This is a genomic window from Streptococcus sp. 517s (assembly GCF_054445985.1).
Genome location: NZ_CM136847.1, coordinates 774800 through 800371, shown reverse-complemented (window position 1 = coordinate 800371; position 25572 = coordinate 774800). Strand labels below are relative to the sequence as shown.

The window sequence follows — 25572 nt, the reverse complement described above, 5'->3', positions numbered from 1 at the left end:
AAAAAACTACGAAGCCCATCTTTATCGACAGTATCTGGTAATACAACTATAACGTCTTCTATAGATGGATATTCTTTAGCTACTCTTTTGATAAGACATCACCCGCTTTCTCTAACTCCTCTTTCACTTCAAGATACTTCAGAAAAGCTTCATCACCTAGATATCTTTTATCATCTTCATAAGCTAATAGCTCAATCTGTTTCTTAATTATTTCATTCTCATCTCTGTGTGATAATGAATCTATGCTTTCACCAATTTCTTGCTCTTCTTTTCTAGTTATCTTAATAATATTGTCTCTTTTTTTATTAAAGAAACTATTATATCCTGTTTGTTGCAATTCAACCCCATATATATTTTTGTATAGAGTATCTAAGTTCTGACCATAGGTTTTGTAATTAGTATTTTTTAATCCGTGATTAGAATCTAATCTAAAGACATTACAATGAGGAATTTCTTGAATGATTACTGGAGAATGCGTAGCAATCAAACAGAAAGCTTTATTATTGTTCACTATCTCTGAAACAGCTCTAATGAATGCTTTAACCATAGGTGGATGCATGAATGTTTCTGGTTCATCAAAAATTACTAAACTTCCTTGATTAATACTTGAAACAAGCTTCGTTATGTATAAAAGAATAGTTGCTTGTCCTGAACTTAGCTTGTCTATTTTTTCTAGATCTTTTTTTATTATATCTCTATCTAAAAAAGCAACCTTGATATCTTCTACCCAAGTTTCAAATTCAAAGAACTCTATAGCTGACTCCCACTGAGCTAATTTCTTATTAGAAGCAATCAAGTCAAATAATAGATTCTGTATATAGTAGGAAAAACTTTCTTTAATACTTATTTCAGCTTCAAATCCTTGTTTTAGTGTATTATCAGAATCAAGATACTTTCTAGATTTCTCATGTAGATACTCCTTAACATCAGTCAATGTTGTCGCTTCTGCTTTTTTGACTACTTCTGGAATAGGAGGATGTTTTACAGAAACAAATCCTACTTTCTCATAGATAATTTCACCATCGGAATCTTTTTCTTTATCAGCAACCTCTATACTTGTGCTATCTCTATTAAAATGAATAATATTGTCAAATGGGCTTAATGAAAAATGAAGTATCTGTGAGAACTTATTGTCTCCTTCTAAATGTTCCTTTATTATCTGATTGATTTTATAGGATTTTCCACTACCATTTCCACCAACCACTGCAAAAACATTCATTGGTAATTCTGACATTCTATTTTTTATGAAATGTAGTTTCCCTTTATCTATACCATCTTCTTTAAAACTATAGTTTATAGATTCTACCTTATCATCAACTGCCTCTTTTATATTTTTACTTGAGGAAGATAATGTTTCGTCCTCTGAATAACATTCCCTAGAGTCAATATAGCCAAAAACGGTTAGTGGGTGAAGTACTTCCTTGATTTCTTTTAAGGTAGTTGTTCTTAGAAATGAATTATATAAAAAACTATGGTATTCACTATTTGGTGGAGTGAAATCTAAAGTTTGTCCATGTGAATCCGATTTTTTTGAATACTTTATTGCAAATTTTTCCAATACACTTGTGTTATAAGCAAGGTCTCTAGATCGAGTAAACCATTTTTGACGATCTTTATAAGAAAGATATTTTTTTAAAAATTCATAGTACGCCACTTCACCTAAGGAACAAAAATCCTCATCAGGATATTCTCCTCCGCCATTTTTTAAATAATCCAAGGTAACACTCTTATTCGGGTTAACTCGTAGTTCAAAAGTTTGTTCCCATATCTTAAGATTAAATACCAACTGATATCCATAATCGTCCCACTTATTATGTTCTAAGCGCATCTGCTTCACAAAATCATCAAAACTTAAGGAAATAATTTCATGTAATATCTCTAAGTATTCCTCACCATCCTTTTCAACTCTTATAAAATGACATGTAAAAAAGTCTTGTTCAATAGTAAAGTAACTTTGTCCTATACAGTTTTCAAATTCTCTTGCCTTATTATTTTTTGTAAACTCAATATTCCCTGTTTTAGGAGAGTCGGTCAATTCTGTAATAACAAAATAATTGCCTAAATCATAATTCCAATCGATTGCTGATTTCGCAAATTTATTAATAATTAAAAATTTACTACTTTCATATTTTTTTCTAAATCTTTAAGATTATACTGAACAAATATTCCTTGATCAGGAATTTTATAAAAGTTGCTTCTGCTTTTTAACCAGTCAATCTCCGAATACTCACTTCTAATTCTTTCAATAATTTCGCTTACACTCATTTTCAAGAAATTCCTTTCATTCTGTTATCATTATATCAAGATAAAAATACAATATCCTAATTTTTTATGTAGTCGCTTTCAATTACTTCCCCCTTCGATATACATATTAACACTTAGTAATAACTTCCCCAAATCTATTAATAATAAACTAAAAAGACAGCAATGACTAGCCAAAAACCTTCCTTGGCTTGTAGAGATTATCTCTTTTTTCTAAAATAGCTAAAAGTTTTCCTCCTTCAAATCCTGCAAGTTGACTTTCAGACTGCTCTAGTTCAATAAAACGACCAAAGCGGACTTCTGTAGCCTGTTCTGGAGTTAGGAAAACTTTGATAAGGTCCCCTGTTCCAATCTCTAGAGGATGGAGAAAGTCCAATTGGCCAGACTCTACTCTTTCAGCAATTTCTTCGAAGGTCAAGGCATCTTCTAACTGTAAACCCGCTGCACTAGTCCGTGTCAAATGGGACATATGAGCCGCATAACCCAGCTTCTCTCCCAAGTCAACCGATAAGGTACGGATATAGGTTCCTTTACTGCATTTTACACGAAAAGTAAAGAGTGCAAGATGCCCATTATAAGAAATCGGACTTGTCCGTTCAAATTGATAAATGGTTACCTGACGTTCTGGACGTTCCACTTCCTGACCAGCTCGCGCATACTCATAAAGCTTGCGACCATTGACCTTGACAGCCGAATACATAGGCGGAATCTGAGTAATAGGCCCAGTCAGGCTAGCAATCGCTTCATCAACAAGCTTTTCATCTAGAGGAGCTAAGACAGGCGTCTCTGCAACAACTTCCCCACTAGCATCTTCGGTCGTCGTGGAATAGCCGAGAGTGATTTCCCCCTCATAGACCTTGCCCTCATCCTGCATAAACTCGACCATGCGTGTCGCCTTACCAACCGCAATAGGCAAAACACCCACCACATCCGGATCCAAGGTCCCACCATGACCAATCTTCTTAGTTCCCAAAATCTTACGCAGTTTAAAAACCGCATCATGCGAGGTCATCCCCGCTTCTTTCCTTAAGTTGATAATACCGTTCATTTTTGCTTTCTATTCCCCCTTCAGCGCTTCAAACTTTGCTTTCATGGTTGGGTTCTTACGAGTCAATTTTTTAACTGACACTTCTTCAAGCTTGTTGTTAGCGAGGCGGAGTTGATTTTCGGATGTGGTTAGGAACTTCTTGACCTCTTCCATCCGTTTAATGGCTTTATCAATTTCATCGATAGCCTTACCAAAATTATTCGAAGCTGAGTTGTAGTTCTTGGCAAAGGCCTGCTTAAAAGCATCCAAGTCTTCCTCAAAATGGGTAATATCGATATTCTGCTCACGAACAAGTGCTAACTCCTGCTTGTATTTTAGAGAATTAAGCGCAGCATTTCGTAAGAGACCAATTAACTGGATAAAGAACTGGGGACGAACCACATACATCTTTTCATACTCGTGGCTGACGTCAACAATCCCAGTGTTAAAGTAGTCATTATCGGCCTCAAGCATGGTCACCAAAACGGCATATTCACAGTTTTTCTCCCGGCGGTCCTTGTCCAACTCCTTGTAAAAATCTGCATTCTTATGCTTCTTCTCTGTTCCGTCCGCTTCATTTTTCATCTCAAACATGATGGAAATAAATTCTAGCCCATTTTCATCAAAGTCACGGAAGATAAAGTCGCCTTTAGACCCACGCGCAGAAACCTTGTTATCCTTCTCAAAGTAAGCATTTGGAAAGGCAAAACTACGAACCTTGTTAAACTCACTCTCTGCATACTGTTCCAAACTTTCCCCGATAGCTTTTGTGGATTGTTGGGCTTTGAAATTCTTGTAAAATTCTACTTGTTCACTAGCAGCCTTGAGCTGGGCTTCGTAATTCTGCTTAACAGAAGCCAAAGACAACTCATTTTCTTTTTCTTGCAAGAGGAGCTGATTTTTGACCTGATCCCGTTCTTTTTCTAGGTCAGAAAGGGTCTTTTGCAGTTGATTTTCATGCTCCAAACGCAAGGTAGCCAGTTGGTTTTCCAAGGCCTGCACTTCCTTGTCCTTTTCTAATAAGGCCTCATGACTTGTCTGTTCAACTTCTTTCTTAGCTAACTCTTTCTCTGTATCAAAGTTTTGGATTTGACTCTGCAATTGCGCAATTTCTTGATCCTTTTGAGCCAGTTTAGTCTGTTGCTCATTCATGGCCTTTTGCTCAGCCAAGGCCAGTTCCTGCTTCATCCGATCATGTAGTTCCTTATCAAACTCAGCCGTTCTCACTTGGGATAAAAGTTCGGCATACTGACTTTCATTTACTGTAAAGACTTCCCCACAGTTGGGACATTTGATTTCATTCATATATTCCTCTTTCTAGACTTCTGTAACCATTATATCATGCTTAAAGGAAAATCAAAAACAGTGAGTCGAAACCCACTGTTTATATCTTTTACTTTAAATTTTTTCCAAGGCCAAGCGCAAATCTTCAATCAAATCCTCTACATTTTCAAGACCGATAGACAAGCGGATTTGGTTTGGTGTGATACCTGCCGCTTCTAGATCTTTTTCTGACAACTGACCGTGAGTGGTTGTCGCTGGATGGACAACAAGCGATTTGGCATCTGCTACGTTTGCAAGGTCAGAGAAGATTTCCAAATTATCAATGACCTTGCGGGCTTCTGCCTCTCCACCTTTAACATGGAAGGTAAAGATTGAACCAACACCTTTTGGCAAATATTTCTCAGCCAAGGCATGGTAAGGACTGTCAGCAAGTTTTGGATAATTTACCTTCTCTACCTTAGGATGGTTGACAAGGAAATCAACAATTTTCTCTGCGTTTTGCACATGGCGTTCAACACGAAGAGAAAGAGTTTCAAGTCCTTGGAGCAATAGAAAGGCATTAAATGGCGACAAGGCAGCACCTGTATCACGAAGCAATTGAACACGAACAGCGATAATAAAGGCTGCTGCACCAACATCCCGAGTATAGCTCAAATTGTGGTAACTTGGATCTTCCTCAACAAATTGAGGGAATTTCCCTGATGCTTCCCAATCAAAACGACCACTATCCACGATGACACCGCCAATAGTCGTACCATGTCCACCGATAAACTTAGTTGCTGAATGAATGGCAATATCTACACCGTGAGAGAAAACGTTAATCAAATATGGTGTGGCAAAAGTGTTGTCTGAAACGAGAGGAATCTTGTGTTTATGCGCAATCTCAGCCAATTTTCCCAAGTCAGGAATATTAATCAAGGGATTCCCCAAGGTTTCAATCAAGACAAGTTTGGTATTGTCACTGATAGCTGCTTCCACTTCTTCCAAATTATCCACATCCACAAAGGTTGTTGTGATCCCATAACGAGGAAGGGTTTCTTTCAAGAGGTTGAAGGTCCCACCGTAAATAGTTGACGCGGCCACCACATGGTCACCTGCGTGAGCGAGCGCCAAAATAGTGTAGGTTACAGCAGCCATACCTGATGCTGTCGCTAGTGCTCCAACACCACCTTCAAGAGCAGCTATTCTTTCTTCAAATGCCGCTGTTGTAGGGTTGGTAATACGAGTATAAATATTCCCTGGTTTTCTCAATGCAAACAGATCTGCACCTTCCTGCGTGTCATCAAAAACGAAGGATGTTGTTTGATAAATCGGTACTGCACGAGACTTGGTCGCTGGATCAACGACTTGCCCAGCATGTAATTGTAGGGTTTCAAATTTAAAATCACGAGTCATAAGACGACCTCCAAATAGCTTCATTAGGGATATTGTATCATCTTGTACAAGTCTTTTCCAATACAGTTTTTCTATATTTTGATATAAGGAACAACTATGACTAGTCTTACATCTCAAACAAAAAGCACGATTAACTCGTGCCTGTTTTTTTAATCTACATAAGTATCTTCGTTTTTATTGAGGAAAGCGTATGGTAAGCCCATCAAGAGACCTCCTCCGATAAAGTTCCCGACAAAGGTTACACCCCAGTGACGAAGAATATTAGGTATGTCAAAGTTAGCAATAGAATCTGCTGCAACACTGAACTTAACAATCGCAAAAGAAGCAAAGTTCGCAGCAATGTGTTCGTTTGTTAAGAATACAAACATGTAAATCGCTGATAAGACAAGCCAAAGTTTGGCGCCACCGTCTTTCACCAAAACGAATGAAAGAATGGCAATGTTTACAAAGATATTGGCCAAAATACCTTCAAGTAGGACTAACTCATTGGAACGACCTAACTTCATCTCTACAACCCCTGAAATGAAGCTATCATGTGTTAGATTTGCATAGGCTACTGAGTGGGCAAAGCCCCAACCTGCTATCAAAGCTCCGATGAGGTTGAACAAGGTACAGTATAGTAAAATCTCAGCTGTTTTTCTCCATGAGATTTTTTTCAAGAAACTACCAGCTGTCAAAAACATCATATTTGAAGTTACCAGCTCAGCATTCAAGAAAACAATGTAGGCCAATCCCCAAGCAAAAACAAATGGGAAGAGGAAGCGACCACTGCCTGGTGCGATCTTATTAATCAAGTCAGCACCAACTGCGCCCGCAGCCGTACTAAATGTTAGAAAAACACCTGCAAACATGGAACGAATCGCATACTTAAACTTGCTTTGGCTATAAAGACTTTCTTTCTTCTTACAAGCAAATTCAATCTTTGAAATAAATTCTGAAGAGACCATAAAAAACTCCTAAAACTTTTATTTGTGAATATTATAACATAAAGCACGCATTTTGAAAAGCCTTTCTTGTATACGTTTTCTACAAAGAAAATCAATGCATTGGGGAATTCCATAAATCTCTCCTTTACCCATTAACAGAAAAACATCCCAATGTTTCAAATTGATCATCCAAAAATTCAAACTCAAATAGGTGCCAGTCATCGAAGGTTTGCTCACAATAACTAACTGTTCCTTGATTGTAGTCAATGATAGGTTTCCCCAGCTTGTTCTTCACATCTTCCTCGCTGACTTCTCCATACATTTCCTTAAGATCAGCTAGCATGAAGTTGATAATTCTATTGAGATTTTCCTGATAATTTTTTGATAACAGTTCAACTTTATCTATAAAGTCACAATCAGGCTCTTCGTCACAAACAAAGGTCACTCCCTCATGCTCATAAGTGTATTGCTGTAAACTCTCATCAAAATTCATTGTTCACTCTCCAAATCATTATCATTTACTAAAAATTTATTAACATTAATCAAAATGTTCAAATGATTTCATAAAAATGTCTTCCACACACGCGTACGATAAAATAACAACACTTGCAATGATTAGAAGATATCATCATAATGTTCACTCGCTTGTTTCACAAACTCGAAAATATTCAAAGATATGGGTTTCATTTCCAGTGAACCTAATGCCCCCAAATCATTCATATAAATAGTGTCGTCAGAATCTTTCTTTATAAAAAAAGCAACATCCCCATCTTGCCCAATCAGGAAAAAATCAGGTTCCCACTCTTCTATTTGGTAGGTGGAGTTTCTTTCTAGCAAATCTAACCTCGAATATAAGGTGATACCTGTATTCTCTATTACAAACTCTCCTGCCTTGTCGATTTTACTCAAGAATTCTGCGTATAGGTTCGGAAGTGCCAAGTCAATCTGATTATTCATTCTCAACTCCTCATCTATTTTTCCTACTGCGAAAGTCCTATATCTCATCTTCACTTAGTTCTCTAAAATGTGAAATATGATATCCAAAATAACACTTCCCCCGATTTTCCTATGAAGATTCAGTGTCCAGCCATATTGGCAATTCCTCCCAAGAATATCATAGGAAGATCCTTGTCAAATGGAAAACTACTTGTTATGTCTTCTTTGAGCCTAACTAAAGGCTTTTCTCTTAACTGACTCATTATCTATCCTCTCTTATGTCAAGCATTCTTCGGTTTCTTACGATAAATCTTTCAACCTACTGACCAATTTCCTTTCACATTGAAAAGATACCATTAAAGTTGAATGATCATCTTACAAGCATCATACATTATCAAGTTTTATAGCTTTCGATTTCTTCTCTACTCATTCCTACAAGTTCTGTCGTCCACAAGCCCACAATGTCCGACAAAACTGAATTACAGGTATATTCTTCTTCACCGTCTATATACTTACAGGAAAAGACAGGCTTCCTTGTCGCTGCTCGGTAAAATGTCACAGCTACTTCTTCTAGTTTTTCAGGTTTGAAATCAAGTGATAGTTTTTGCGCCATATTTCCTCGTACCAGATCCCAATTCTCCTGCTTAGCCTGATAACTTTCTCGTATTTTAGACACATAGCCCCTACAAAATGCTTTCAATAAGTCTGTGTTCTGATAAAGATACCGACAGCTAAAATCCGAAATACGACCTGCGTGAAGTAAGAATGTCAGTAAGTCATCCAGACTTTCTGCTACTCTCCCAACTTGGCCCTCACTTCCGATAAAGCCTATGCTGTTATCTTCGAGAAAAACATATTCTCCCCCACTACCGTCTTGAGCAAAAGCCTTACAGGCAAGAGAGTACTCCTCATTGTTCCCTGAAAACTGGACTTCACTTATCTTGTCATAAAAATAAATATCACATTCAGTCATCAGTAAGGTCCTTAACTGTTCATTTTCTCTGACTTCTTGTAGCTTATCCATGATCATTCCTTTCTTAAACTAAACACTTATCCATCTATTACAATTCTAATATGGTAGTTTTTAGTTTCATTCTTTAGATTCTTCACAAGGAGATCATTCTGTTTTGATTTGCCACAGAAAAATGATAGAGTCTTTCTGTTTTTCTGTTCAATAAACACATGATACCTTGCCCCATTCAATTTGACACTTCGAATATATTTGACTTCAATCCTTTTGATGTTATTCAGCGGAATGATTCGCTTCACAAATACGAAAGCATTGTGAATATAAAGTCTCCCATTGGCAATGTGAAATGGGGCAAAAAAATTACCACCACTACGACGGACAATTATAAAACGTCGCCAAAAGATTAGTAAAAGAATAGAGGTTAATAAGTAAAAGGCAAAACTAAAGACAGGACTTTCCCACATCATTTTCATTCCAAACAAAAAATATTCGAACATGCATCATTCTCCTTTGACCGACGGTTCTATTTGACAAAAACCAGTGAAAAATACAATTCACTGGTTTTTGAGGTTAATAACGTTGTTTATACGGTTGATTAAAGGCCTTCAAAATATCCTCAGAAGTCTCTGAATAAGCTTTTGATTCTTTAAAAATCCCCTTAACAATTATACGCTCAGTCGCATTATAATCAACACAGGTAACCAAAGTAATCTCCTTTACGCCATCATGATCTTCGATTTCATCTACTCGATCCGGAGTAACGTGTTTAACTTCCGTAATCTCATAAGTATAAACCTTATCCTTATCGGTCAGGTAAATTTTCATACCCGCTTTAGCGTTAACTAAAGGTGAGAAGAGCATTTGACTGGCATTTTCAGCAGTAAAGATATGGTGACTCGCTAGAGAATAGTTGCCCTCTCCCATTTTTTGGTCTGGTTTCATGGTTCCTGCTCCATAGAACAAGTTTACATTATCCAACCCTTTGAAAATCGGCAAGTTAATCTCCACTTCGGGAATAGCAATTCCTCCAATAACAGGAAGCTTCTGAGCGTCCCACTGAGCGGCTAGAACTGCTTCAGATGAGATAGATTTAACCGAATCAAAATCAAAATTTCCTTCTGTTTTGAGATTTTCATCTATATTTTCTTTAGTAACCTGATTGACTTGGTATTTATTGGTGTTCCACACCATAAAGAGATCCCGAATCTTAGAATTAAAAATTAAGGCTAGGGAAAGAAGAATCAAGAAACCGGCTAAAATATTGAGAAATAGATTCCTACGCTTATTCTTCTTACTTTTCGTTTTTTTATGAGACATTATGCTTTACCTTCTGTTTCGTTTTCAGTCCCAACTTCTTCTTTTTCTACCGCATCAACCGTTGTAAAGGTCACAATCTTGGCATCCTGGTCTAGACGCATCACCTTAACTCCCATAGTTGAGCGCCCTGTTTGTGAAATATTGGCAACATTTGTACGGATCATAACACCTGTATCCGTGATAATCATCAGGTCTTCATTTCCTTTAACAGTGAGGAGACCTGCAAGAGGGCCATTTTTCTCAACAACATTGGCTGTCTTCATCCCTTTACCACCACGACCTTTTGTTGGATATTCAGTTGCAAGAGTACGTTTACCATAACCTTTTTCAGTGATGATAAGAACCTCGTCCTGATCAGTGATAACACTAGCACCAACTACAGTATCTCCTTCACGAAGGTTAACTCCTCGAACCCCTGTCGCGATACGGCTCATGCCACGAACGGCTGATTGATTAAAGCGAACGGCATAACCAAATTTGGTACCAATGATGATATCTGTGTCTTCTTCTGTCAGCAAGACGTTAATCAGTTCATCCTCATCCTTTAGATTCAAAGCCTTAAGTCCATTTTGACGGATATTAGCAAATTCTTTAACACTGGTTCGCTTCACGATACCGTGACGTGTTGTGAAGAAGAGATAGGCGTCATCACTACGTTCAGATTTAACATTAATGATGGTTTGTATACTCTCCCCTTCATCCAGCTTCAAAAGATTGACAACCGGCAATCCCTTGGCTGTGCGACCGTATTCAGGAATTTCATAACCTTTTAGTCGGTATACACGGCCCTTATTGGTAAAGAAGAGCAAATGATCATGGGTGCTAGTTGAAACCAACTCACGCACAAAGTCATCATCCTTAACTCCTGTACCTTGGACTCCACGACCACCACGTTTTTGAGCAGTGAATTCACCTTGGTCCAAACGTTTGATATAGCCCTTGTTAGAAAGAGTGATTAAGACATCCGACTCCTCAATCAAATCTTCGTCTTCAAGTGTCAAGACTTCTCCAACCATTAACTCGGTACGACGTTTGTCACCAAATTTACGTTTTACTTCATCCAATTCATCTTTTATGATTTGCGCCACGCGTTCTGGTTTAGCAAGAATATCGGTCAAATCTGCAATCAAGGCAATCAATTCATCATATTCAGACTGAATCTTATCGCGTTCCAATCCTGTCAAGCGGCGAAGACGCATATCAAGGATAGCCTGACTTTGACGTTCAGAAAGCTTAAACTTGCTCATCAACTCAGCTTGTGCTTCCGCATCCGTTTCACTAGCACGGATGATACGGATCACTTCGTCGATATGGTCTAGCGCGATTAAAAGGCCTTCTAAGATGTGCGCACGCGCTTCTGCCTTTTCCTTGTCAAAACGAGTACGACGAACAACCACTTCTTTTTGGTGTTCAATATAAGCATCCAAAATTTGGCGAAGAGATAAGATTTTTGGTACGCCATTTTGAATAGCAAGCATATTGAAACCAAAGTTGGTTTGCAACTGGGTCATCTTGAAGAGGTTATTGAGGATGACATTTGCAGAAGCATCACGCTTCACTTCGATAATGAAGCGAACCCCTTCACGGTTGGACTCATCACGTACAGCTGTAATGCCCTCAATTCGTTTTTCCTGAACCAAGCGAACAATATGCTCATGTACCTTGGTTTTATTGACCATATAAGGAAATTCTGTTACCACGATGCGCTCACGACCCGTCTTAGTAGTTTCAATCTCTGTACGAGAACGAAGAACGATTGAACCTTTACCAGTCTCGTAGGCCTTATGAATACCTGATTTTCCCATGACAAGAGCACCAGTTGGAAAATCTGGACCAGGCAAGACTTCCATCAAGTCCCTAGTCGTCACTTCAGGATTGTCCATAACCAACTTCACCGCATCAATGGTTTCACCTAGGTTGTGGGGTGGGATATTAGTTGCCATCCCAACAGCGATACCCGTTGCCCCATTGACCAAAAGGTTTGGAAAACGAGCTGGCAAAACCAAGGGTTCACGTTCGTTAGCATCGTAGTTGTCTACGAAATCAACTGTGTTTTTATTGATGTCACGAAGCATTTCAAGAGCAATCTTGCTCATACGAGCCTCAGTGTAACGCTGTGCGGCGGCACCATCCCCGTCCATGGAACCAAAGTTTCCATGTCCATCTACAAGCATGTAACGGTAGCTCCACCACTGAGCCATACGAACCATGGCTTCATAAATAGATGAATCCCCGTGTGGGTGGTATTTACCCATAACATCCCCTGTAATACGGGCTGATTTTTTATGAGGTTTGTCTGGTGTAACACCTAGTTCATTCATTCCGTAAAGAATACGGCGGTGAACAGGTTTTAAACCATCTCGAACATCAGGAAGAGCCCGCGCAACGATAACACTCATAGCGTAATCGATAAAGCTGGTCTTCATCTCCTTTGTCAGATTGACATTCACTAAATTTCTATCCTGCATTAATAAATGCCTCATTTCACTATTAGTAATTAGATATATTATACCATAATTTGTCCTTCATTTCAGTCTTTGAAAACCACTAAAACGTTTACATCGATAACCGAATAGAATATTCGTGACAAAGCTTTTTAAAAGTGATAGAATGAAAGTGTCTGGGGATTCCCCTAAAAAAAAAAATGAAGGAGATGTTTAGATAATGACTTCAACTAAACAACACAAAAAAGTGATCCTTGTTGGTGACGGTGCCGTAGGTTCATCTTACGCTTTTGCACTTGTTAACCAAGGAATTGCACAAGAGCTTGGAATTATCGAAATTCCACAATTACACGAAAAAGCTGTTGGTGATGCGCTTGACCTTAGCCACGCCCTTGCCTTCACTTCACCTAAAAAAATCTACGCTGCTCAATACTCTGACTGTGCAGACGCTGATCTTGTTGTTATCACTGCAGGTGCTCCTCAAAAACCAGGTGAAACTCGTCTTGACCTTGTAGGTAAAAACTTGGCTATCAACAAATCAATTGTAACACAAGTTGTTGAATCAGGTTTTGATGGTATCTTCCTTGTTGCGGCTAACCCAGTTGATGTTTTGACTTACTCAACTTGGAAATTCTCTGGATTCCCTAAAGAACGTGTTATCGGTTCAGGTACTTCACTTGACTCAGCACGTTTCCGTCAAGCACTTGCTGAAAAATTGGACGTTGATGCTCGTTCCGTTCACGCCTACATCATGGGTGAACACGGAGATTCTGAATTTGCGGTTTGGTCACATGCCAACATCGCTGGTGTAAACCTTGAAGAATTCCTTAAAGATACTCAAAACGTTCAAGAAGCTGAATTGATTGAATTGTTCGAAGGTGTTCGTGACGCTGCCTACACAATCATCAACAAAAAAGGAGCTACCTACTACGGTATCGCAGTAGCACTTGCTCGTATCACAAAAGCAATCCTTGATGACGAAAATGCAGTCCTTCCACTTTCAGTCTTCCAAGAAGGTCAATACGGTGTTAAAAACGTCTTTATCGGTCAACCAGCTGTTGTTGGTGCACACGGTATCGTTCGTCCAGTAAACATCCCATTGAACGACGCTGAAACTCAAAAAATGCAAGCATCTGCTAAAGAATTGCAAGCTATCATTGATGAAGCATGGAAAAACCCTGAATTCCAAGCAGCTTCTAAAAACTAATTAAAAGAAGGTTCCCAAACATGGGAACCTTTTTTCTTTTACTGTAAAGGCTTAAACCCTATTTTTCAAAAGACCACTTATCTCAGAAGTTATATATTATATCAAATACTCAGTTGAAAAACACCTAAATTTATACATATATAACCAAAGAAATGAAATCAACAGTGGTAGATATCATGAAAAAGTATTCGTCTTTGCCCCCAAAATGCCCCAAAGCAACAAAAAAAGCCTATTGACCAAGCTAGAAAGCTTGATACAATAGGCTTTTTCTAAATTCATTATTTAACAGCGTCTTTAAGAGCTTTACCAGCTTTGAATGCTGGAACTTTAGAAGCTGCGATTTCGATTTCTTTACCAGTTTGTGGGTTGCGACCTTTACGTGCAGCACGTTCACGAACTTCAAAGTTACCAAAACCAATCAATTGAACTTTTTCACCAGCTGCAAGGTATTCAGTTACTGCTGCAAATACAGCATCAACTGCTGCTGCTGAATCTTTCTTAGTTAAGTCTGTAGCTTCTGCCACTTTAGCGATCAAATCTTGTTTGTTTGCCATGTTAACAAATCCTCCAAATAATTTCTGATTAACAAATATAATCATATCCTAAAATTGCCCATAGGTCAAGTCAAAAACGCCATTTCAAGCATTTTTCTCTATTTTTTTAGGAATTATAGCGGATTAGAATTGCCCAAGCATTCTCTCCAGTATGAGTTTGAATAATAGAGCCAGTTTCCAGTACAGAGATTGGTTTCTCAACATAGGCTTGCAATGAACTCTTCATCTCATTTGCCCATTCATTCGTTCCAGCATAGGAAATTCCAATTTCTGCAACAGATTTATGAGTAAGGGCCACCGTTAACTCTTCAAGCCATTTTTTGAAAGTTTTCGCACCACGTCCTTTGACGATTGGTTGGAGTTCGTGGTTTTTCATCTGCATCACTACACGAATATTTAATAGTGAGCTTAATAGTCCCGTTACACGTCCAATACGCCCACCTTTCACTAGGTTTTCTAGAGTCGAAACACCGATATAAAGCTCTGTGTGATTCTTCACTTCTTCTATATGTGCTAGAATAGTTTCTAAATCTTTACCCTCTTTAGCAAGTTTTGCAGCTTCAACAACTTGAAACTTCATAGCCTGATCTGTAAAGGAACTATCAATAACAGTCACATCTGAACTTGAGAGACTTGCGCCTTGGCGAGCAGCTTCAACCGTTCCAGACAAGGCATGAGACATATGAATAGCAACAACCTGACTGCCATCTTTTCCCAGCTCTTCAAAGACTTCAGCAAACACTCCTACTGGAGGTTGGCTCGTTTTGGGGAGATTCTTGCTTTGTTGCATGAGATGAAGGAATTCCCCCTCTTTTAAGTCAGCATCTGAGTAGAGTACGCCATCAATCATAACTGATAAGGGGACAATAGTGATATTTAATTCTTTAACTACTTCTGGTTCGATAGTAACAGAAGAGTCCGTTACAATTTTTACTTGTGTCATAAGTTCAATCTTTCTATTCTTCTCAATAGGATTGGGATTTTTCACTCTTATTATATCAAAAAAATGATAAAAAATCATAAGTAATCCAATTAAAAAAACGAATTTTTGGTATAATCTATCTATAGAAAAGCGAGGAATAGCTATGATTCGAAAAGTTCAACCGATTATTACGATTATATTTGGAGCAGCTATCTATGCCTTTGGTCTCACCTACTTTGTTGTTCCTTATCATCTATTTGAGGGAGGGGCGACAGGTATCACCTTGATTACCTACTATCTTTTTAAAATCCCTGTCTCATTGATGAATCTCTTAATCAATATTCCTTTATTTATTTTGGCTTGGAAGATATTTGGTCCCAAGACCCTCTACTCCAGCCTTCTGGGTTCTATTTCTCTCTCTATTTGGCTAGCAATCTTTGAGCGCATTCCTCTGCACATCGACTTGCAAGGGGATCTCATCATTGTCGCTTTAGTCTCAGGAGTCTTACTGGGAGTTGGTTTAGGAATTATCTTTAATGCTGGTGGAACCACTGGTGGCTCTGATATCGTTGCGCGCATCCTCAACAAGTACACCAATATTTCGATTGGGAAATTGCTTTTTGGAATTGACTTTTTCATTTTAATGTTAATTCTGCTTATTTTCCAAGATCTCCGTCTTGTGACCTATACTCTCTTGTTTGACTTCATCATCGCTCGCGTTATTGACCTGATTGGTGAAGGGGGTTACGCTGGCAAAGGGTTTATCATCATTACTCAACATCCTGACCAACTGGCTGATAAGATTAATGAGGAGCTTGGACGTGGTGTGACCTTTATATCTGGTCAAGGTTATTACAGTAAGAAAGATTTAAAAATTATTTACTGTATCGTCGGTCGGAACGAAATCGTCAAAATGAAGGACATGATTCACCAAGTCGATCCTCAAGCCTTTATCACCATCACAGAGGCCCATGAAATTCTGGGTGAAGGATTTACTTATATGAAAGATTAAAAAGCTGGGATTTCCCAGCTTTTATTTTTCTTCTGTGAGGGTTGAATGATGGTAGCCATAAGTAAAGTAGATGACTAGACCAACTACAAGAGCAATGCCAAAGGCAATCCAGGTATCTAGACTATATTGAAGCATAAAGGAAACACAGATAAGGATGGAAAGGATTGGCAAAAGTGGCACCAAAGGAGTTTTAAACTCTCCTTTTTTTGGCATACCCTTATCTTTTCTGAGTTTTATTATTCCGTAGGCTAGTAAAATGAGATAAGCTAGCGTACAGATATTTAAGAAGGCTGCAATACTGGCTAGAGGAAATACTCCGGCTGCAAGGGCTGAAACAACTCCCGTTAAGATGGTTGCATTTTTAGGAACGCGACTAGTCTTGCTTAATCGTTTAAAACTTTGAGGTAAAAGTCCATCACGTGCTAAGCTATAAATCATTCGAGACAAAGCATAAGTCATGGAAATACATACCGTTATCAGGGTGAGAATGGCTACAAGCGAAACATAGTTGGCTGCCCAACCGATACCAATACTCCGTAATGAAAATGCTACTGCATCGTCCACATTGAGCTTACTATAGTGAACAATCCCTGTCAATACTAAGGTCACCAAAGCATAGAGAATAGTGACGATTGTCAGAGAAAGGACAATTCCGCGAGGAATATTTTTTTGCGGGCTTTGGATTTCATCAACTGCCATGGAAATAGACTCAAATCCGAGAAATCCAAAGAACATCAAAGATGCACCTGCCATAATCCCAGTGCTTCCTCCATAAATCTGGCCAAAGCCAAAAGGAGCAAAATTCGACCAATTTTCAGGCTTGATGTACCAAATACCAACTAGGATAAATAAGGCTAGAGCAGAAAATTTCAAGATTACTAGAAGCGAATTAAAGCGTAAGGCTGCTTTGGAATTTAATAAAACCAGTCCTGTTACCAAGGTCAGCACTAAAATAGGCAGAAGATCGATATAGGTTCCCTGTTCAGGATTAAAGGTACCATTCAAGGCTTGGGGCATGGAGATACCATAATCACTGAGTAAGCCCTTAAAGTAAGCTGCCCAGCCAGACGCCACACCTGAAACAGCCGTCATGAATTCCATGATGGTCAACCAGCCAGCAATCCAGGCTGGCAATTCTCCCAAAATCGCATAGAGATAACTATAAGCACCCCCAGTTGCGGGTACACGAGAGGCAAATTCTGCAAAAAAGAGAGCTGATAGAGAAACACACAGGGCAGAAATCACGATAGAAACCACTAGTGATGGACCAGCAAGTGTTGCTGCCGCCGTACCTGTAATGGTGAAAATCCCCGTCCCTACCATGGCACCAATCCCCAATAGAATCAAATCCCACAATTTCAAATGGCGACGCATCTCTGTCTGTCTCAGACTAACATCCTTGGTTCTAAAAATATTCATACTTCATCTCCACTAAATATAGTTGTTTTATTTTACCATACAAAAGCATTTTTGTGAATATTTATTAGGTCCTTTTTGAAAAAAATCTGAACAGGAAGAGTTCCTGTTCAGATTTTGCATACTCTTATCCGACTGAACCTTCCATCTCATAGCTAATCAAGCGGTTCAGCTCAATTGCGTATTCCATTGGAAGTTCTTTTGTGAAGGGCTCGACAAATCCCATGACAATCATCTCGGTTGCCTCAGATTCTGACAATCCACGGCTCATGAGGTAATACAATTGTTCTTCTGAAATCTTGGAAACCTTGGCTTCGTGTTCCAAAGCAACTTGCGAGTTGTGAATTTCATTAAAAGGAATGGTATCTGATGCTGACAAGTCATCCATGATAATGGTATCACACTCAATGTGAGAGACAGATTTCTTAGAGTTCTTGTTGAAGGTTACTTGTCCACGGTAGTCCACCTTTCCTCCGCCTTTAGCGATGGATTTAGACACGATAGAGGAGCTTGTGTGTGGAGCATTGTGGATCATCTTAGCTCCCGTGTCTTGATGTTGCCCAGCATTAGCAAAGGCAATCGAAAGCATGGTACCACGCGCTCCTTCTCCATCTAGGTAAACAGATGGGTATTTCATAGTCGTTTTGGCACCCAAGTTTCCATCGATCCACTCAACAGTCGCATCTTTCAAAGCTTTGGCACGTTTCGTTACCAAGTTATAGACGTTATCAGACCAGTTTTGAATAGTCGTATAGCGCATGTAAGCTCCATCCAAGGCAAAGATTTCTACAATGGCTGCGTGCAAGCTGTTACTTGAATAAGTTGGTGCTGTACATCCTTCTACGTAGTGGACACTTGCTCCCTCATCAACGATAATCAAGGTACGTTCAAACTGACCTGTATTTTCGTTGTTAATACGGAAGTAAGTTTGAAGCGGAATATCAACCTTGACACCTTTTGGTACGTAGATAAAGGTTCCACCAGACCAGACTGCTGAGTTTAATGCTGCCAACTTGTTATCTGTCGGCGGTACCAACTTCGCAAAGTATTGTTTAAACAAGTCTGGATATTCCTTGAGGGCAGAATCCGTATCTGTAAAGATAATGCCTAACTTCTCAAATTCTTCTTTCATGTTATGGTAAACCACTTCTGACTCGTACTGGGCAGAAGCACCTGCTAGATAAGCACGCTCAGCTTCAGGAATCCCGATACGTTCAAAGGTTTCTTTGATTTTTTCAGGAACTTCATCCCAAGAACGGGCTGGTTTATCAGATGGTTTTTGGTAATAGATCAAGTCATCAAAGTCAATCTCTGACAAGTCTGCTCCCCAGGTTTGCATAGGCATTTTTTTAAAGGTTTCATAAGACTTCAAACGGAATTCTAGCATCCACTCAGGTTCTCCCTTGGCAGCAGATAATTCACGAATAACATCTTCGTTCAATCCTTTTCCTGTCGATAGGACAGGCTCTACATCGTCATGGAAACCAAATTTATATTCACCAAGGTCAATTGGTTTTGGTTCTACTCTTTCTTCAGCCATAATATCCTTTCTTTCATTCTATATTACTAATGATTCATAAGACAAAAGAAACTTGTCTTACTGTTTTTCTTGATTTTCAATCGTTTTTTTAAGGGCATTCCAAGCTAAGGTTGCACACTTGATTCGTTGAGGGAATTTGGCAACACCTGACAAGAAAGCTGCATCGCCAAGTTGGTCTTGGCGGTCATCCTTTTGACCTTGAACCATTTCAGAAAAGATGGTTGCAAGTTCTAGAATTTCTTGTTTGGTCTTCCCTAAAACAGCATCTGTCATCATACTAGCAGAGGCAGTTGAAATGGTACAGCCTGAGTTTAGAAAAGCAATATCTTCCAAACGGTCCTCTGTGTCAAACTTGACAGAGAGGTTGATAACATCGCCACAGGTTGGATTGTTGAGACTGATTTGCTTAGCATCATCCAACTTCCCTTGGTGATGTGGATTTTTCGAATGATCTGCTACCACTGCCATATAAAGGCTATCTAGTTTAGAAAGTGCCATTGAAAAACTCCTTTGTCTTTTGTAGGGCATCGACTAGCTTGTCACAATCTGCCTTGGTATTGTAGATATAAAAACTTGCACGAGCTGTTGCTGGTACATCCAAATACTGGAGCAAGGGTTGGGCACAGTGGTGACCCGCACGAACAGCCACTCCTTCATAATCCAGAGCCGTCGCAAGGTCGTGAGGATGAAGACCACCTAGGTTAAAGGAAATAACGCCTGAACGTTGAGCCAAATCCTGCGAGCCATAAATGGTCAAACCTTCAATGGCTTGCAGTTTTGGAAATACGTATGAGATTAATTCCTGTTCATGAGCTTCAATCGCATCCATACCAATCTTTTCTAGGTAATCCACTGCAGCAGCAAGTCCGATAGCACCTGCCATATTTGGCGTTCCAGCCTCAAATTTCCAAGGCAATTCCTTCCAACTAGCAGATTGCTCATAGACGAAATCAATCATCTCGCCGCCAAATTCTACTGGAGACATTTGTTCCAGATACTTTTCTTTACCGTAAAGCACACCGATGCCTGTAGGACCAGCCATCTTGTGACCTGAAAAGGCGAAGAAGTCCACATCCAAGTCCTGGACATCAATCTTCATATGAGGCGTAGATTGAGCTCCATCCACTACCATGATAGCTCCAACTTTATGTGCCATTTGCGTGATTTCCTCGATCGGATTGACTACTCCAAGAACATTGGAGGCGTGAGCTAGGGAGACAAACTTGACTTTATCAGTCAATTTAGCTCGCAAGTCATCCATATCCAAGGCACCGTCCTTGAGATAAACATAGACAAGCTCTGCTCCAGTCTTACGGCAGGCTTCCTGCCAGGGAATGATATTGGAATGGTGTTCCATGATAGAAATCAAGACCTGATCTCCCTCAGTCAAAACTTCCTCAGCAAAGCGTGCCACCCAGTTAAGACTGGTTGTCGTTCCTCTAGTAAAGAGTACTTCCTTTGTAGAGTCTGCATTGATAAACTTACGAATGGTTTCACGTGCAGCTTCATAGGATGTTGTTGCTCGCTCAGCCAAGGTATGAACCCCACGATGAACATTTGCATTGTCCTGCTTATAGTAGCGGTTGATTGTTCCCAAAACTGCTAGTGGTTTTTGTGTCGTCGCAGCATTGTCCAGATAGACCAGAGGTTCATCGTTGACAATCTGGTCTAAAATTGGAAAATCCTTGCGAATCGCTTCTACATCTAACATAGGCTTCCCCTTAGCGTTTTGACAATTTTTCTTCGATCGTTGCAATCATTTCATCACGAACTTCTTTGACTGGAATCTCAACGATAACAGATCCAAGGAAACCACGAACAACCAAGCGTTCTGCAGTTGCCTTATCCAAGCCACGGCTCATGAGGTAGTACATATCTTCTGGATCCACCTGACCGATAGAGGCCGCGTGACCTGCAGTTACGTCATTTTCATCAATCAAAAGAATTGGGTTGGCATCTGAACGTGCTTGGTCTGAAAGCATGAGAACACGGCTTTCTTGTTGCGCATCTGCTCCCTTGGCACCCTTGATGATGTGGCCAATACCATTGAAGGTCAAGGTTGCTTTTTCAAGGATAACCCCATGTTGCAGGATATTTCCGATAGAATTGCATCCGTAGTTAGTTACACGGGTATCAATCCCTTGTACTTGACGGCCACTTGAAAGAGCTACGGCTTTAAGGTCAGCATGGCTACCATTCCCAATCAAATCGCTATCAAAGTCAGCAACAACATTTCCTTCGTTCATGACACCGATTGCCCAGTCAATGCTTGCATCGTTGCCTAGTTTACCACGACGGCTAATATAGGCAGTGACATTTTCACCTAAACGGTCAATAGCTGCAAATTTCACTTGCGCACCAGAACGAGCAATCACTTCGACCGTGATATTAGCAGTTGCCTTGGCACTACCTTCGCCACGAGACTCTAAACGTTCAAGATAACTAATCTTAGAATTTTTACCAGCGATAATCATAATATGCTTGTTAAATGGCACATCGCTATCACTGTCTTGGTAGAAAATTCCTTCGATAGGCTCTGTGATTTCTACGTTATCTGGAATATAGAGAACAGCACCACTATTAAAATATGCTGTGTGGTAGGCTGCTAATTTATCATCGTCATATTTAACAGATGACATGAAGAATTCCTCGATAAGTTCTGGAATTTCTTCTAAAGCTGAGTGAAAGTCTGTAAAGACAACACCTTGTTCAGCTAACTCAACTGGAGTTTGCTCAAAAACAGTTTGAGTTCCAACTTGCACCAACTTCAAGTGATTATCTAAAGCTGTGAAGTCGGGAACATTTGCTGAAGGTTCACTTTCCGTGATGGTTCCATCCCCCAGATTCCAACGGTGAAATTTCACACGTTCAATAACTGGTAATTCCAAACTCTCAATCTTATCAAAAGCTTTTTGACGGAGGTCTGATAACCAGCTTGGTTCAGCGTGCATTTCTGAAAAAAGTTTAATAGTTTCTTTAGTCATTTACTTCTCCTAAAAGATACGAGGGAATTACAACTCTTCCTTGTAGTCGTAGCCAAGTTCTTCAGCTAGTTTTGCGTATCCTTCACGTTCTAGACGCGCAGCCAATTCTGGCCCGCCAGAAAGGACAACACGCCCTTCCATCATCACATGTACCACGTCTGGTGTGATGTAGTTCAAAAGACGTTGGTAGTGAGTAATGATCATAGCACCAAAGCCTTCGCCACGCATAGCATTGACACCTTTCGATACAACTTTAAGAGCATCGATATCAAGACCTGAGTCAATCTCATCAAGAAGGGCAAAAGTTGGTTCCAACATCAAGAGTTGTAGAATTTCATTGCGTTTTTTCTCTCCACCAGAGAAACCTTCGTTGAGGTAGCGCTCTGCCATTTCTTCTTTCATGTTGAGCAGTTCCATTTTCTCGTCTAGTTTAGTGATGAACTCTCGAATTGAAATCTTTTCATCGTCTTCTTTACCAGCATTCATAGCTGCACGAAGAAACTCAGCGTTAGTAATTCCAGGAATTTCTGATGGGTATTGCATAGCAAGGAAAAGTCCCATACGCGCACGCTCGTCCACTTCCAACTCAAGGATATTTACGCCATCAAACAAGACCTCACCTTTGGTAACTTCATAGTTTGGATTTCCCATGATAGCGGCAGAAAGAGTCGATTTACCAGTACCATTTGGTCCCATGATAGCTGCGATTTCTCCTGTTTTCAGAGTCAGATTGACTCCTTTCAAAATTTCTTTTCCTTCAATCTCAACGTGAAGATCTTTGATCTCTAATACTGACATGATAGTTCCTTTCTTTTTCAAACATTTTGCTCAATACTTTAGGAAATTGCTTACAATCCCTAAAAAATAGGACAAAAGGTCAATAAATATACTCTACTAGTATAACAAAAAAAAGCCTAAAAGGCTTTGATTTTGTCTAGAAGCTGGGGGCTAATCCTTGCGGTTTAAGTGTTGATCAATAGCGTCTACGATTTTTCCCATCACGTAACTTAACCTAAAATTTCGAAAGAGTAGAATCGCCCAAAAAGCTGCCATAACATAGCGACCAGTCATCAAAGATTCATTGAAAAAATAAGTCTCAGCAGCCGTAAATAATGCTATTATGATAAATTGTTGTCTATTCATAAGATTATTGTATCATGAAATCCACTTTTAGTCTTCTTCGACCATGACTTTATCAGCCAGAAATTCAAATCCTTCTGGAATCAAACTCTCTTCTTTCACCTCTTGCTCGGCTTGAGAAGACTTGTTTTTAGCTGAAAATGCTGCTCGAACCTCTTTCCATTCCTCCATGGAAATGGCTAAAATCTCAGGTGAAAATCCAGCTGCCTGGCTGAGAATATTGCCGAACATGGTATTGAGGTTATCACGTTTCATGGTTTGACCAGCATTGAAATTAGACTCAAAGGCTAAAATAGCATGGTGTTCATTGGCCGCAACTGGTTGAGAACCAACGAGCAGAGCCTTATCCGGACCAGCTAAGCTTTCAATCACTTCTCCCCATGCATTTTGGAGGCGAATCAAGTTTTGCCGTGCCAAATCAGGATTTTCGACAGCTTCTTGCAGGATAGTCTGAACTTTGTTGCGATCCACTCGATAGACTGTCTTGGAAGTAGCTGGACGGCTAGGGACTGGCGCCACTTGTTTAGTAGCTGTTCCAACATTAACAAGTTCTTGTTTGAGACGAGCGACTTCCTGTCTCAGTGCAACTATTTCTCCTTCAACAGCTTCTGAAAGCACTGGTTCAGGCTTAATCTCAGCTAAACGAATGGTCATCATCTCAGCATAAATCTTAGGTTGCAGGCTAGCTTTCATATCTGCCAAGCTCACAGTTGCTATTCGAATCATTTCAAAGAGACTTTCCTGAGACAGAGCTAGATTGTTCATAAAAACTGGACTATGATGAGTATTTTCGCCACCCGTCTGGACGACCAGTAAATCACGCAAATACTGCAAGAGATCCGTCACAAAACGAGTCATGCTCTTGCCATTCTCAAATAAAAGATTCAGAGAATCAAGCGCTTTTGGAACATCCTGCTGGGACAAGGCAGCTACATAGTCATCTAGTGCTGATAGACTAATGGTGCCTGTAATCTCTTCAGAGATAGCAGTCGTGAGCTCGTTTCCCTGTGTTAAACTCAAGGCTTGATCCAGAATGGACAAGGCATCCCGCATTCCACCTTCAGCTCGTCTGGCAATGATTTCCACAGCCTCCGGTTCAGAACTGATATTTTCTTTTTCTAGAATATGATAAATATGCTCCTTGATATCTTGAGTTTTAATCGATTTGAACTCAAAACGTTGAACACGCGATAAAATGGTTGCAGGAATCTTATGCAATTCAGTGGTCGCCAAGATAAAGACAACATTCTGAGTTGGCTCCTCAAGAGTCTTCAAAAGCGCATTGAAGGCTCCCGTAGACAGCATATGGACCTCGTCAATAATATAGACCTTGTAACGTGTTAAGCTAGGTGCATAGGTAGATTTGTCACGAATTTCACGGATTTCATCGACTCCGTTATTCGAAGCTGCATCCATTTCAATAACATCTTCTAAACTACCTTCTGTCACAGCCTGACAGATATAGCAGTGATTACATGGTTCTCCATCCACTTGATTTGGGCAGTTCATGGCCTTGGCAAAAATCTTGGCTACGCTAGTTTTCCCAGTTCCACGAGGGCCTGAGAAGAGATAGGCATGACTAATCTTTTCCTGCTCGACCGCTTGTTTTAGGGTTTTAGCCACAACCTCTTGACCTACCAGTTGTGAAAAAGTTTGGCTTCTATATTTTCGATAAAGTGCTTGATACATTAGGCTTTCTCCTCAAACATCGTAAAGTCCCATTCTGTCTTCTCAAGCAAAATCGCGACAAATTGTTCCAAGTAATCACGGTCAATGGCATTGTAATCATCAATAAGTGAAGAATCCAGGTCTAAGACACCCAGCAATCGACCATTCTTGAGCATGGGAACTACGATTTCACTCTTGGCCATACTATCACAAGAAATGTAGTTTGGATAGGTGCTCACATCGCCAACTAAAACAGTCTCTTGAAACTCAGCAGCTTCTCCACATACGCCTTTTCCAAGCGGAATGCGAATACAAGAAACCCCACCCTGAAAAGGCCCTAAAACCAACTCACTACCATCAAACAGATAAAACCCTGCAAATACAGTATTTGGAAAGCGAGATTTTAGGAGGGCACTAGCATTCGAAAGATTGGCAAGAACATTGCTCTCACCTTCAAGTAAATAAGAGAGTTCCTCATTTAACAATTGATATTGTGATTGTTTTTCTGAATCTAACATAGAACTATTATATCAAAAATGGGAAAGAGACAAAAGAAAAATCCCTTGTT

General features: G+C 39.7%; 24 protein-coding genes. 2 read left to right on the top strand and 22 right to left on the bottom strand.

All coding sequences use genetic code 11. From position 1 onward, the window contains the following. Positions 1–79: 79 nt before the first annotated feature. The 11 genes from ACVX3R_RS04125 to gyrA form a co-directional block, all read right to left on the bottom strand. A complete protein-coding gene (locus ACVX3R_RS04125; RefSeq protein ID WP_458795563.1) occupies positions 80–2035 on the bottom strand; it encodes an AAA family ATPase in 1956 nt (651 codons plus the stop codon). Positions 2036–2431: 396 nt separating this feature from the next. Continuing rightward, positions 2432–3310 carry a tRNA pseudouridine(55) synthase TruB gene (gene truB / locus ACVX3R_RS04120; protein WP_458795562.1) on the bottom strand — a complete coding sequence of 293 codons (879 nt, stop codon included), beginning with the start codon at positions 3308–3310 and terminating at the stop codon, positions 2432–2434. Positions 3311–3319: 9 nt separating this feature from the next. Continuing rightward, complete coding sequence (locus ACVX3R_RS04115) at positions 3320–4594, bottom strand: DUF2130 domain-containing protein (protein WP_458795561.1); 1275 nt, start codon at positions 4592–4594, stop codon at positions 3320–3322. A gap of 93 nt (positions 4595–4687) precedes the next feature. After that, positions 4688–5968 carry an O-acetylhomoserine aminocarboxypropyltransferase/cysteine synthase family protein gene (locus tag ACVX3R_RS04110; protein WP_458795674.1) on the bottom strand — a complete coding sequence of 427 codons (1281 nt, stop codon included), beginning with the start codon at positions 5966–5968 and terminating at the stop codon, positions 4688–4690. 149 nt (positions 5969–6117) lie between these two features. Further along, a complete protein-coding gene (locus tag ACVX3R_RS04105; RefSeq protein WP_458795560.1) occupies positions 6118–6915 on the bottom strand; it encodes a formate/nitrite transporter family protein in 798 nt (265 codons plus the stop codon). Between the two features lie 124 nt (positions 6916–7039). Continuing rightward, complete coding sequence (locus tag ACVX3R_RS04100; protein ID WP_458795559.1) at positions 7040–7387, bottom strand: hypothetical protein; 348 nt, start codon at positions 7385–7387, stop codon at positions 7040–7042. A gap of 122 nt (positions 7388–7509) precedes the next feature. Then, on the bottom strand, positions 7510–7851 hold the full coding sequence (locus ACVX3R_RS04095; RefSeq protein WP_458795558.1) for a hypothetical protein: 342 nt from the start codon (positions 7849–7851) through the stop codon (positions 7510–7512). Between the two features lie 373 nt (positions 7852–8224). Then, entirely contained in the window at positions 8225–8854 is a 630-nt protein-coding gene (locus ACVX3R_RS04090; RefSeq protein WP_458795557.1) for a hypothetical protein, read from the bottom strand. A gap of 26 nt (positions 8855–8880) precedes the next feature. Beyond that, on the bottom strand, positions 8881–9297 hold the full coding sequence (locus ACVX3R_RS04085; RefSeq protein ID WP_458795556.1) for a hypothetical protein: 417 nt from the start codon (positions 9295–9297) through the stop codon (positions 8881–8883). A gap of 73 nt (positions 9298–9370) precedes the next feature. Continuing rightward, positions 9371–10117: a class A sortase gene (locus tag ACVX3R_RS04080; protein WP_458795555.1), complete on the bottom strand. Its 747-nt coding sequence runs from the start codon at positions 10115–10117 to the stop codon at positions 9371–9373. Further along, positions 10117–12585 carry a DNA gyrase subunit A gene (gene gyrA, locus ACVX3R_RS04075; protein ID WP_458795554.1) on the bottom strand — a complete coding sequence of 823 codons (2469 nt, stop codon included), beginning with the start codon at positions 12583–12585 and terminating at the stop codon, positions 10117–10119. Before gyrA ends, ACVX3R_RS04080 begins: the two co-directional genes overlap by 1 nt. Before the next feature lie 196 nt (positions 12586–12781). On the opposite strand from gyrA, the gene ACVX3R_RS04070 reads away from it, so the two are divergent. Then, entirely contained in the window at positions 12782–13768 is a 987-nt protein-coding gene (locus ACVX3R_RS04070) for an L-lactate dehydrogenase (protein WP_000204722.1), read from the top strand. A gap of 278 nt (positions 13769–14046) precedes the next feature. Here ACVX3R_RS04070 and ACVX3R_RS04065 read toward each other — a convergent pair whose 3' ends face one another. Both ACVX3R_RS04065 and ACVX3R_RS04060 read right to left on the bottom strand, forming a co-directional pair. Further along, the gene (locus tag ACVX3R_RS04065) at positions 14047–14322 is read right to left on the bottom strand and encodes an HU family DNA-binding protein (RefSeq protein WP_001284630.1); all 276 of its coding nucleotides are present in this window, start codon (positions 14320–14322) and stop codon (positions 14047–14049) included. A gap of 106 nt (positions 14323–14428) precedes the next feature. Beyond that, positions 14429–15265 carry a DegV family protein gene (locus ACVX3R_RS04060; RefSeq protein WP_000195448.1) on the bottom strand — a complete coding sequence of 279 codons (837 nt, stop codon included), beginning with the start codon at positions 15263–15265 and terminating at the stop codon, positions 14429–14431. Positions 15266–15407: 142 nt separating this feature from the next. On the opposite strand from ACVX3R_RS04060, the gene ACVX3R_RS04055 reads away from it, so the two are divergent. Further along, a complete protein-coding gene (locus ACVX3R_RS04055; protein WP_458795553.1) occupies positions 15408–16256 on the top strand; it encodes a YitT family protein in 849 nt (282 codons plus the stop codon). A gap of 21 nt (positions 16257–16277) precedes the next feature. Here ACVX3R_RS04055 and ACVX3R_RS04050 read toward each other — a convergent pair whose 3' ends face one another. The 9 genes from ACVX3R_RS04050 to ACVX3R_RS04010 form a co-directional block, all read right to left on the bottom strand. Then, complete coding sequence (locus ACVX3R_RS04050; protein WP_458795552.1) at positions 16278–17675, bottom strand: APC family permease; 1398 nt, start codon at positions 17673–17675, stop codon at positions 16278–16280. Positions 17676–17799: 124 nt separating this feature from the next. After that, complete coding sequence (gene sufB / locus ACVX3R_RS04045; protein WP_458795551.1) at positions 17800–19212, bottom strand: Fe-S cluster assembly protein SufB; 1413 nt, start codon at positions 19210–19212, stop codon at positions 17800–17802. A gap of 57 nt (positions 19213–19269) precedes the next feature. Beyond that, positions 19270–19710: a Fe-S cluster assembly sulfur transfer protein SufU gene (sufU, locus tag ACVX3R_RS04040; protein ID WP_458795550.1), complete on the bottom strand. Its 441-nt coding sequence runs from the start codon at positions 19708–19710 to the stop codon at positions 19270–19272. Next, positions 19697–20923 (bottom strand): cysteine desulfurase, encoded by a 1227-nt coding sequence (locus ACVX3R_RS04035; protein ID WP_458795549.1) that lies wholly within the window; start codon positions 20921–20923, stop codon positions 19697–19699. Before ACVX3R_RS04035 ends, sufU begins: the two co-directional genes overlap by 14 nt. Before the next feature lie 10 nt (positions 20924–20933). After that, positions 20934–22196 carry a Fe-S cluster assembly protein SufD gene (gene sufD, locus ACVX3R_RS04030; protein WP_458795548.1) on the bottom strand — a complete coding sequence of 421 codons (1263 nt, stop codon included), beginning with the start codon at positions 22194–22196 and terminating at the stop codon, positions 20934–20936. Positions 22197–22223: 27 nt separating this feature from the next. Beyond that, positions 22224–22994: a Fe-S cluster assembly ATPase SufC gene (sufC, locus tag ACVX3R_RS04025; RefSeq protein WP_033606356.1), complete on the bottom strand. Its 771-nt coding sequence runs from the start codon at positions 22992–22994 to the stop codon at positions 22224–22226. Positions 22995–23144: 150 nt separating this feature from the next. Further along, positions 23145–23339, bottom strand: a complete 195-nt coding sequence (locus ACVX3R_RS04020; protein WP_001081605.1) for a DUF3272 family protein — start codon at positions 23337–23339, stop codon at positions 23145–23147. Positions 23340–23366: 27 nt separating this feature from the next. After that, on the bottom strand, positions 23367–25025 hold the full coding sequence (gene dnaX / locus ACVX3R_RS04015; protein ID WP_458795547.1) for a DNA polymerase III subunit gamma/tau: 1659 nt from the start codon (positions 25023–25025) through the stop codon (positions 23367–23369). Next, a complete protein-coding gene (locus ACVX3R_RS04010; protein ID WP_000887141.1) occupies positions 25025–25522 on the bottom strand; it encodes a GAF domain-containing protein in 498 nt (165 codons plus the stop codon). Before ACVX3R_RS04010 ends, dnaX begins: the two co-directional genes overlap by 1 nt. Positions 25523–25572: the final 50 nt, after the last annotated feature.

What these genes read in the sequence shown, in the direction of transcription:
- truB (WP_458795562.1), bottom strand. Translation starts at nt 3,310, where the DNA reads ATGAACGGTATTATCAACTTAAGGAAAGAAGCGGGGATGACCTCGCAT.
- ACVX3R_RS04115 (WP_458795561.1), bottom strand. Translation starts at nt 4,594, where the DNA reads ATGAATGAAATCAAATGTCCCAACTGTGGGGAAGTCTTTACAGTAAAT.
- ACVX3R_RS04110 (WP_458795674.1), bottom strand. Translation starts at nt 5,968, where the DNA reads ATGACTCGTGATTTTAAATTTGAAACCCTACAATTACATGCTGGGCAA.
- ACVX3R_RS04105 (WP_458795560.1), bottom strand. Translation starts at nt 6,915, where the DNA reads ATGGTCTCTTCAGAATTTATTTCAAAGATTGAATTTGCTTGTAAGAAG.
- ACVX3R_RS04100 (WP_458795559.1), bottom strand. Translation starts at nt 7,387, where the DNA reads ATGAATTTTGATGAGAGTTTACAGCAATACACTTATGAGCATGAGGGA.
- ACVX3R_RS04095 (WP_458795558.1), bottom strand. Translation starts at nt 7,851, where the DNA reads ATGAATAATCAGATTGACTTGGCACTTCCGAACCTATACGCAGAATTC.
- ACVX3R_RS04090 (WP_458795557.1), bottom strand. Translation starts at nt 8,854, where the DNA reads ATGGATAAGCTACAAGAAGTCAGAGAAAATGAACAGTTAAGGACCTTA.
- ACVX3R_RS04085 (WP_458795556.1), bottom strand. Translation starts at nt 9,297, where the DNA reads ATGTTCGAATATTTTTTGTTTGGAATGAAAATGATGTGGGAAAGTCCT.
- ACVX3R_RS04080 (WP_458795555.1), bottom strand. Translation starts at nt 10,117, where the DNA reads ATGTCTCATAAAAAAACGAAAAGTAAGAAGAATAAGCGTAGGAATCTA.
- gyrA (WP_458795554.1), bottom strand. Translation starts at nt 12,585, where the DNA reads ATGCAGGATAGAAATTTAGTGAATGTCAATCTGACAAAGGAGATGAAG.
- ACVX3R_RS04070 (WP_000204722.1), top strand. Translation starts at nt 12,782, where the DNA reads ATGACTTCAACTAAACAACACAAAAAAGTGATCCTTGTTGGTGACGGT.
- ACVX3R_RS04065 (WP_001284630.1), bottom strand. Translation starts at nt 14,322, where the DNA reads ATGGCAAACAAACAAGATTTGATCGCTAAAGTGGCAGAAGCTACAGAC.
- ACVX3R_RS04060 (WP_000195448.1), bottom strand. Translation starts at nt 15,265, where the DNA reads ATGACACAAGTAAAAATTGTAACGGACTCTTCTGTTACTATCGAACCA.
- ACVX3R_RS04055 (WP_458795553.1), top strand. Translation starts at nt 15,408, where the DNA reads ATGATTCGAAAAGTTCAACCGATTATTACGATTATATTTGGAGCAGCT.
- ACVX3R_RS04050 (WP_458795552.1), bottom strand. Translation starts at nt 17,675, where the DNA reads ATGAATATTTTTAGAACCAAGGATGTTAGTCTGAGACAGACAGAGATG.
- sufB (WP_458795551.1), bottom strand. Translation starts at nt 19,212, where the DNA reads ATGGCTGAAGAAAGAGTAGAACCAAAACCAATTGACCTTGGTGAATAT.
- sufU (WP_458795550.1), bottom strand. Translation starts at nt 19,710, where the DNA reads ATGGCACTTTCTAAACTAGATAGCCTTTATATGGCAGTGGTAGCAGAT.
- ACVX3R_RS04035 (WP_458795549.1), bottom strand. Translation starts at nt 20,923, where the DNA reads ATGTTAGATGTAGAAGCGATTCGCAAGGATTTTCCAATTTTAGACCAG.
- sufD (WP_458795548.1), bottom strand. Translation starts at nt 22,196, where the DNA reads ATGACTAAAGAAACTATTAAACTTTTTTCAGAAATGCACGCTGAACCA.
- sufC (WP_033606356.1), bottom strand. Translation starts at nt 22,994, where the DNA reads ATGTCAGTATTAGAGATCAAAGATCTTCACGTTGAGATTGAAGGAAAA.
- ACVX3R_RS04020 (WP_001081605.1), bottom strand. Translation starts at nt 23,339, where the DNA reads ATGAATAGACAACAATTTATCATAATAGCATTATTTACGGCTGCTGAG.
- dnaX (WP_458795547.1), bottom strand. Translation starts at nt 25,025, where the DNA reads ATGTATCAAGCACTTTATCGAAAATATAGAAGCCAAACTTTTTCACAA.
- ACVX3R_RS04010 (WP_000887141.1), bottom strand. Translation starts at nt 25,522, where the DNA reads ATGTTAGATTCAGAAAAACAATCACAATATCAATTGTTAAATGAGGAA.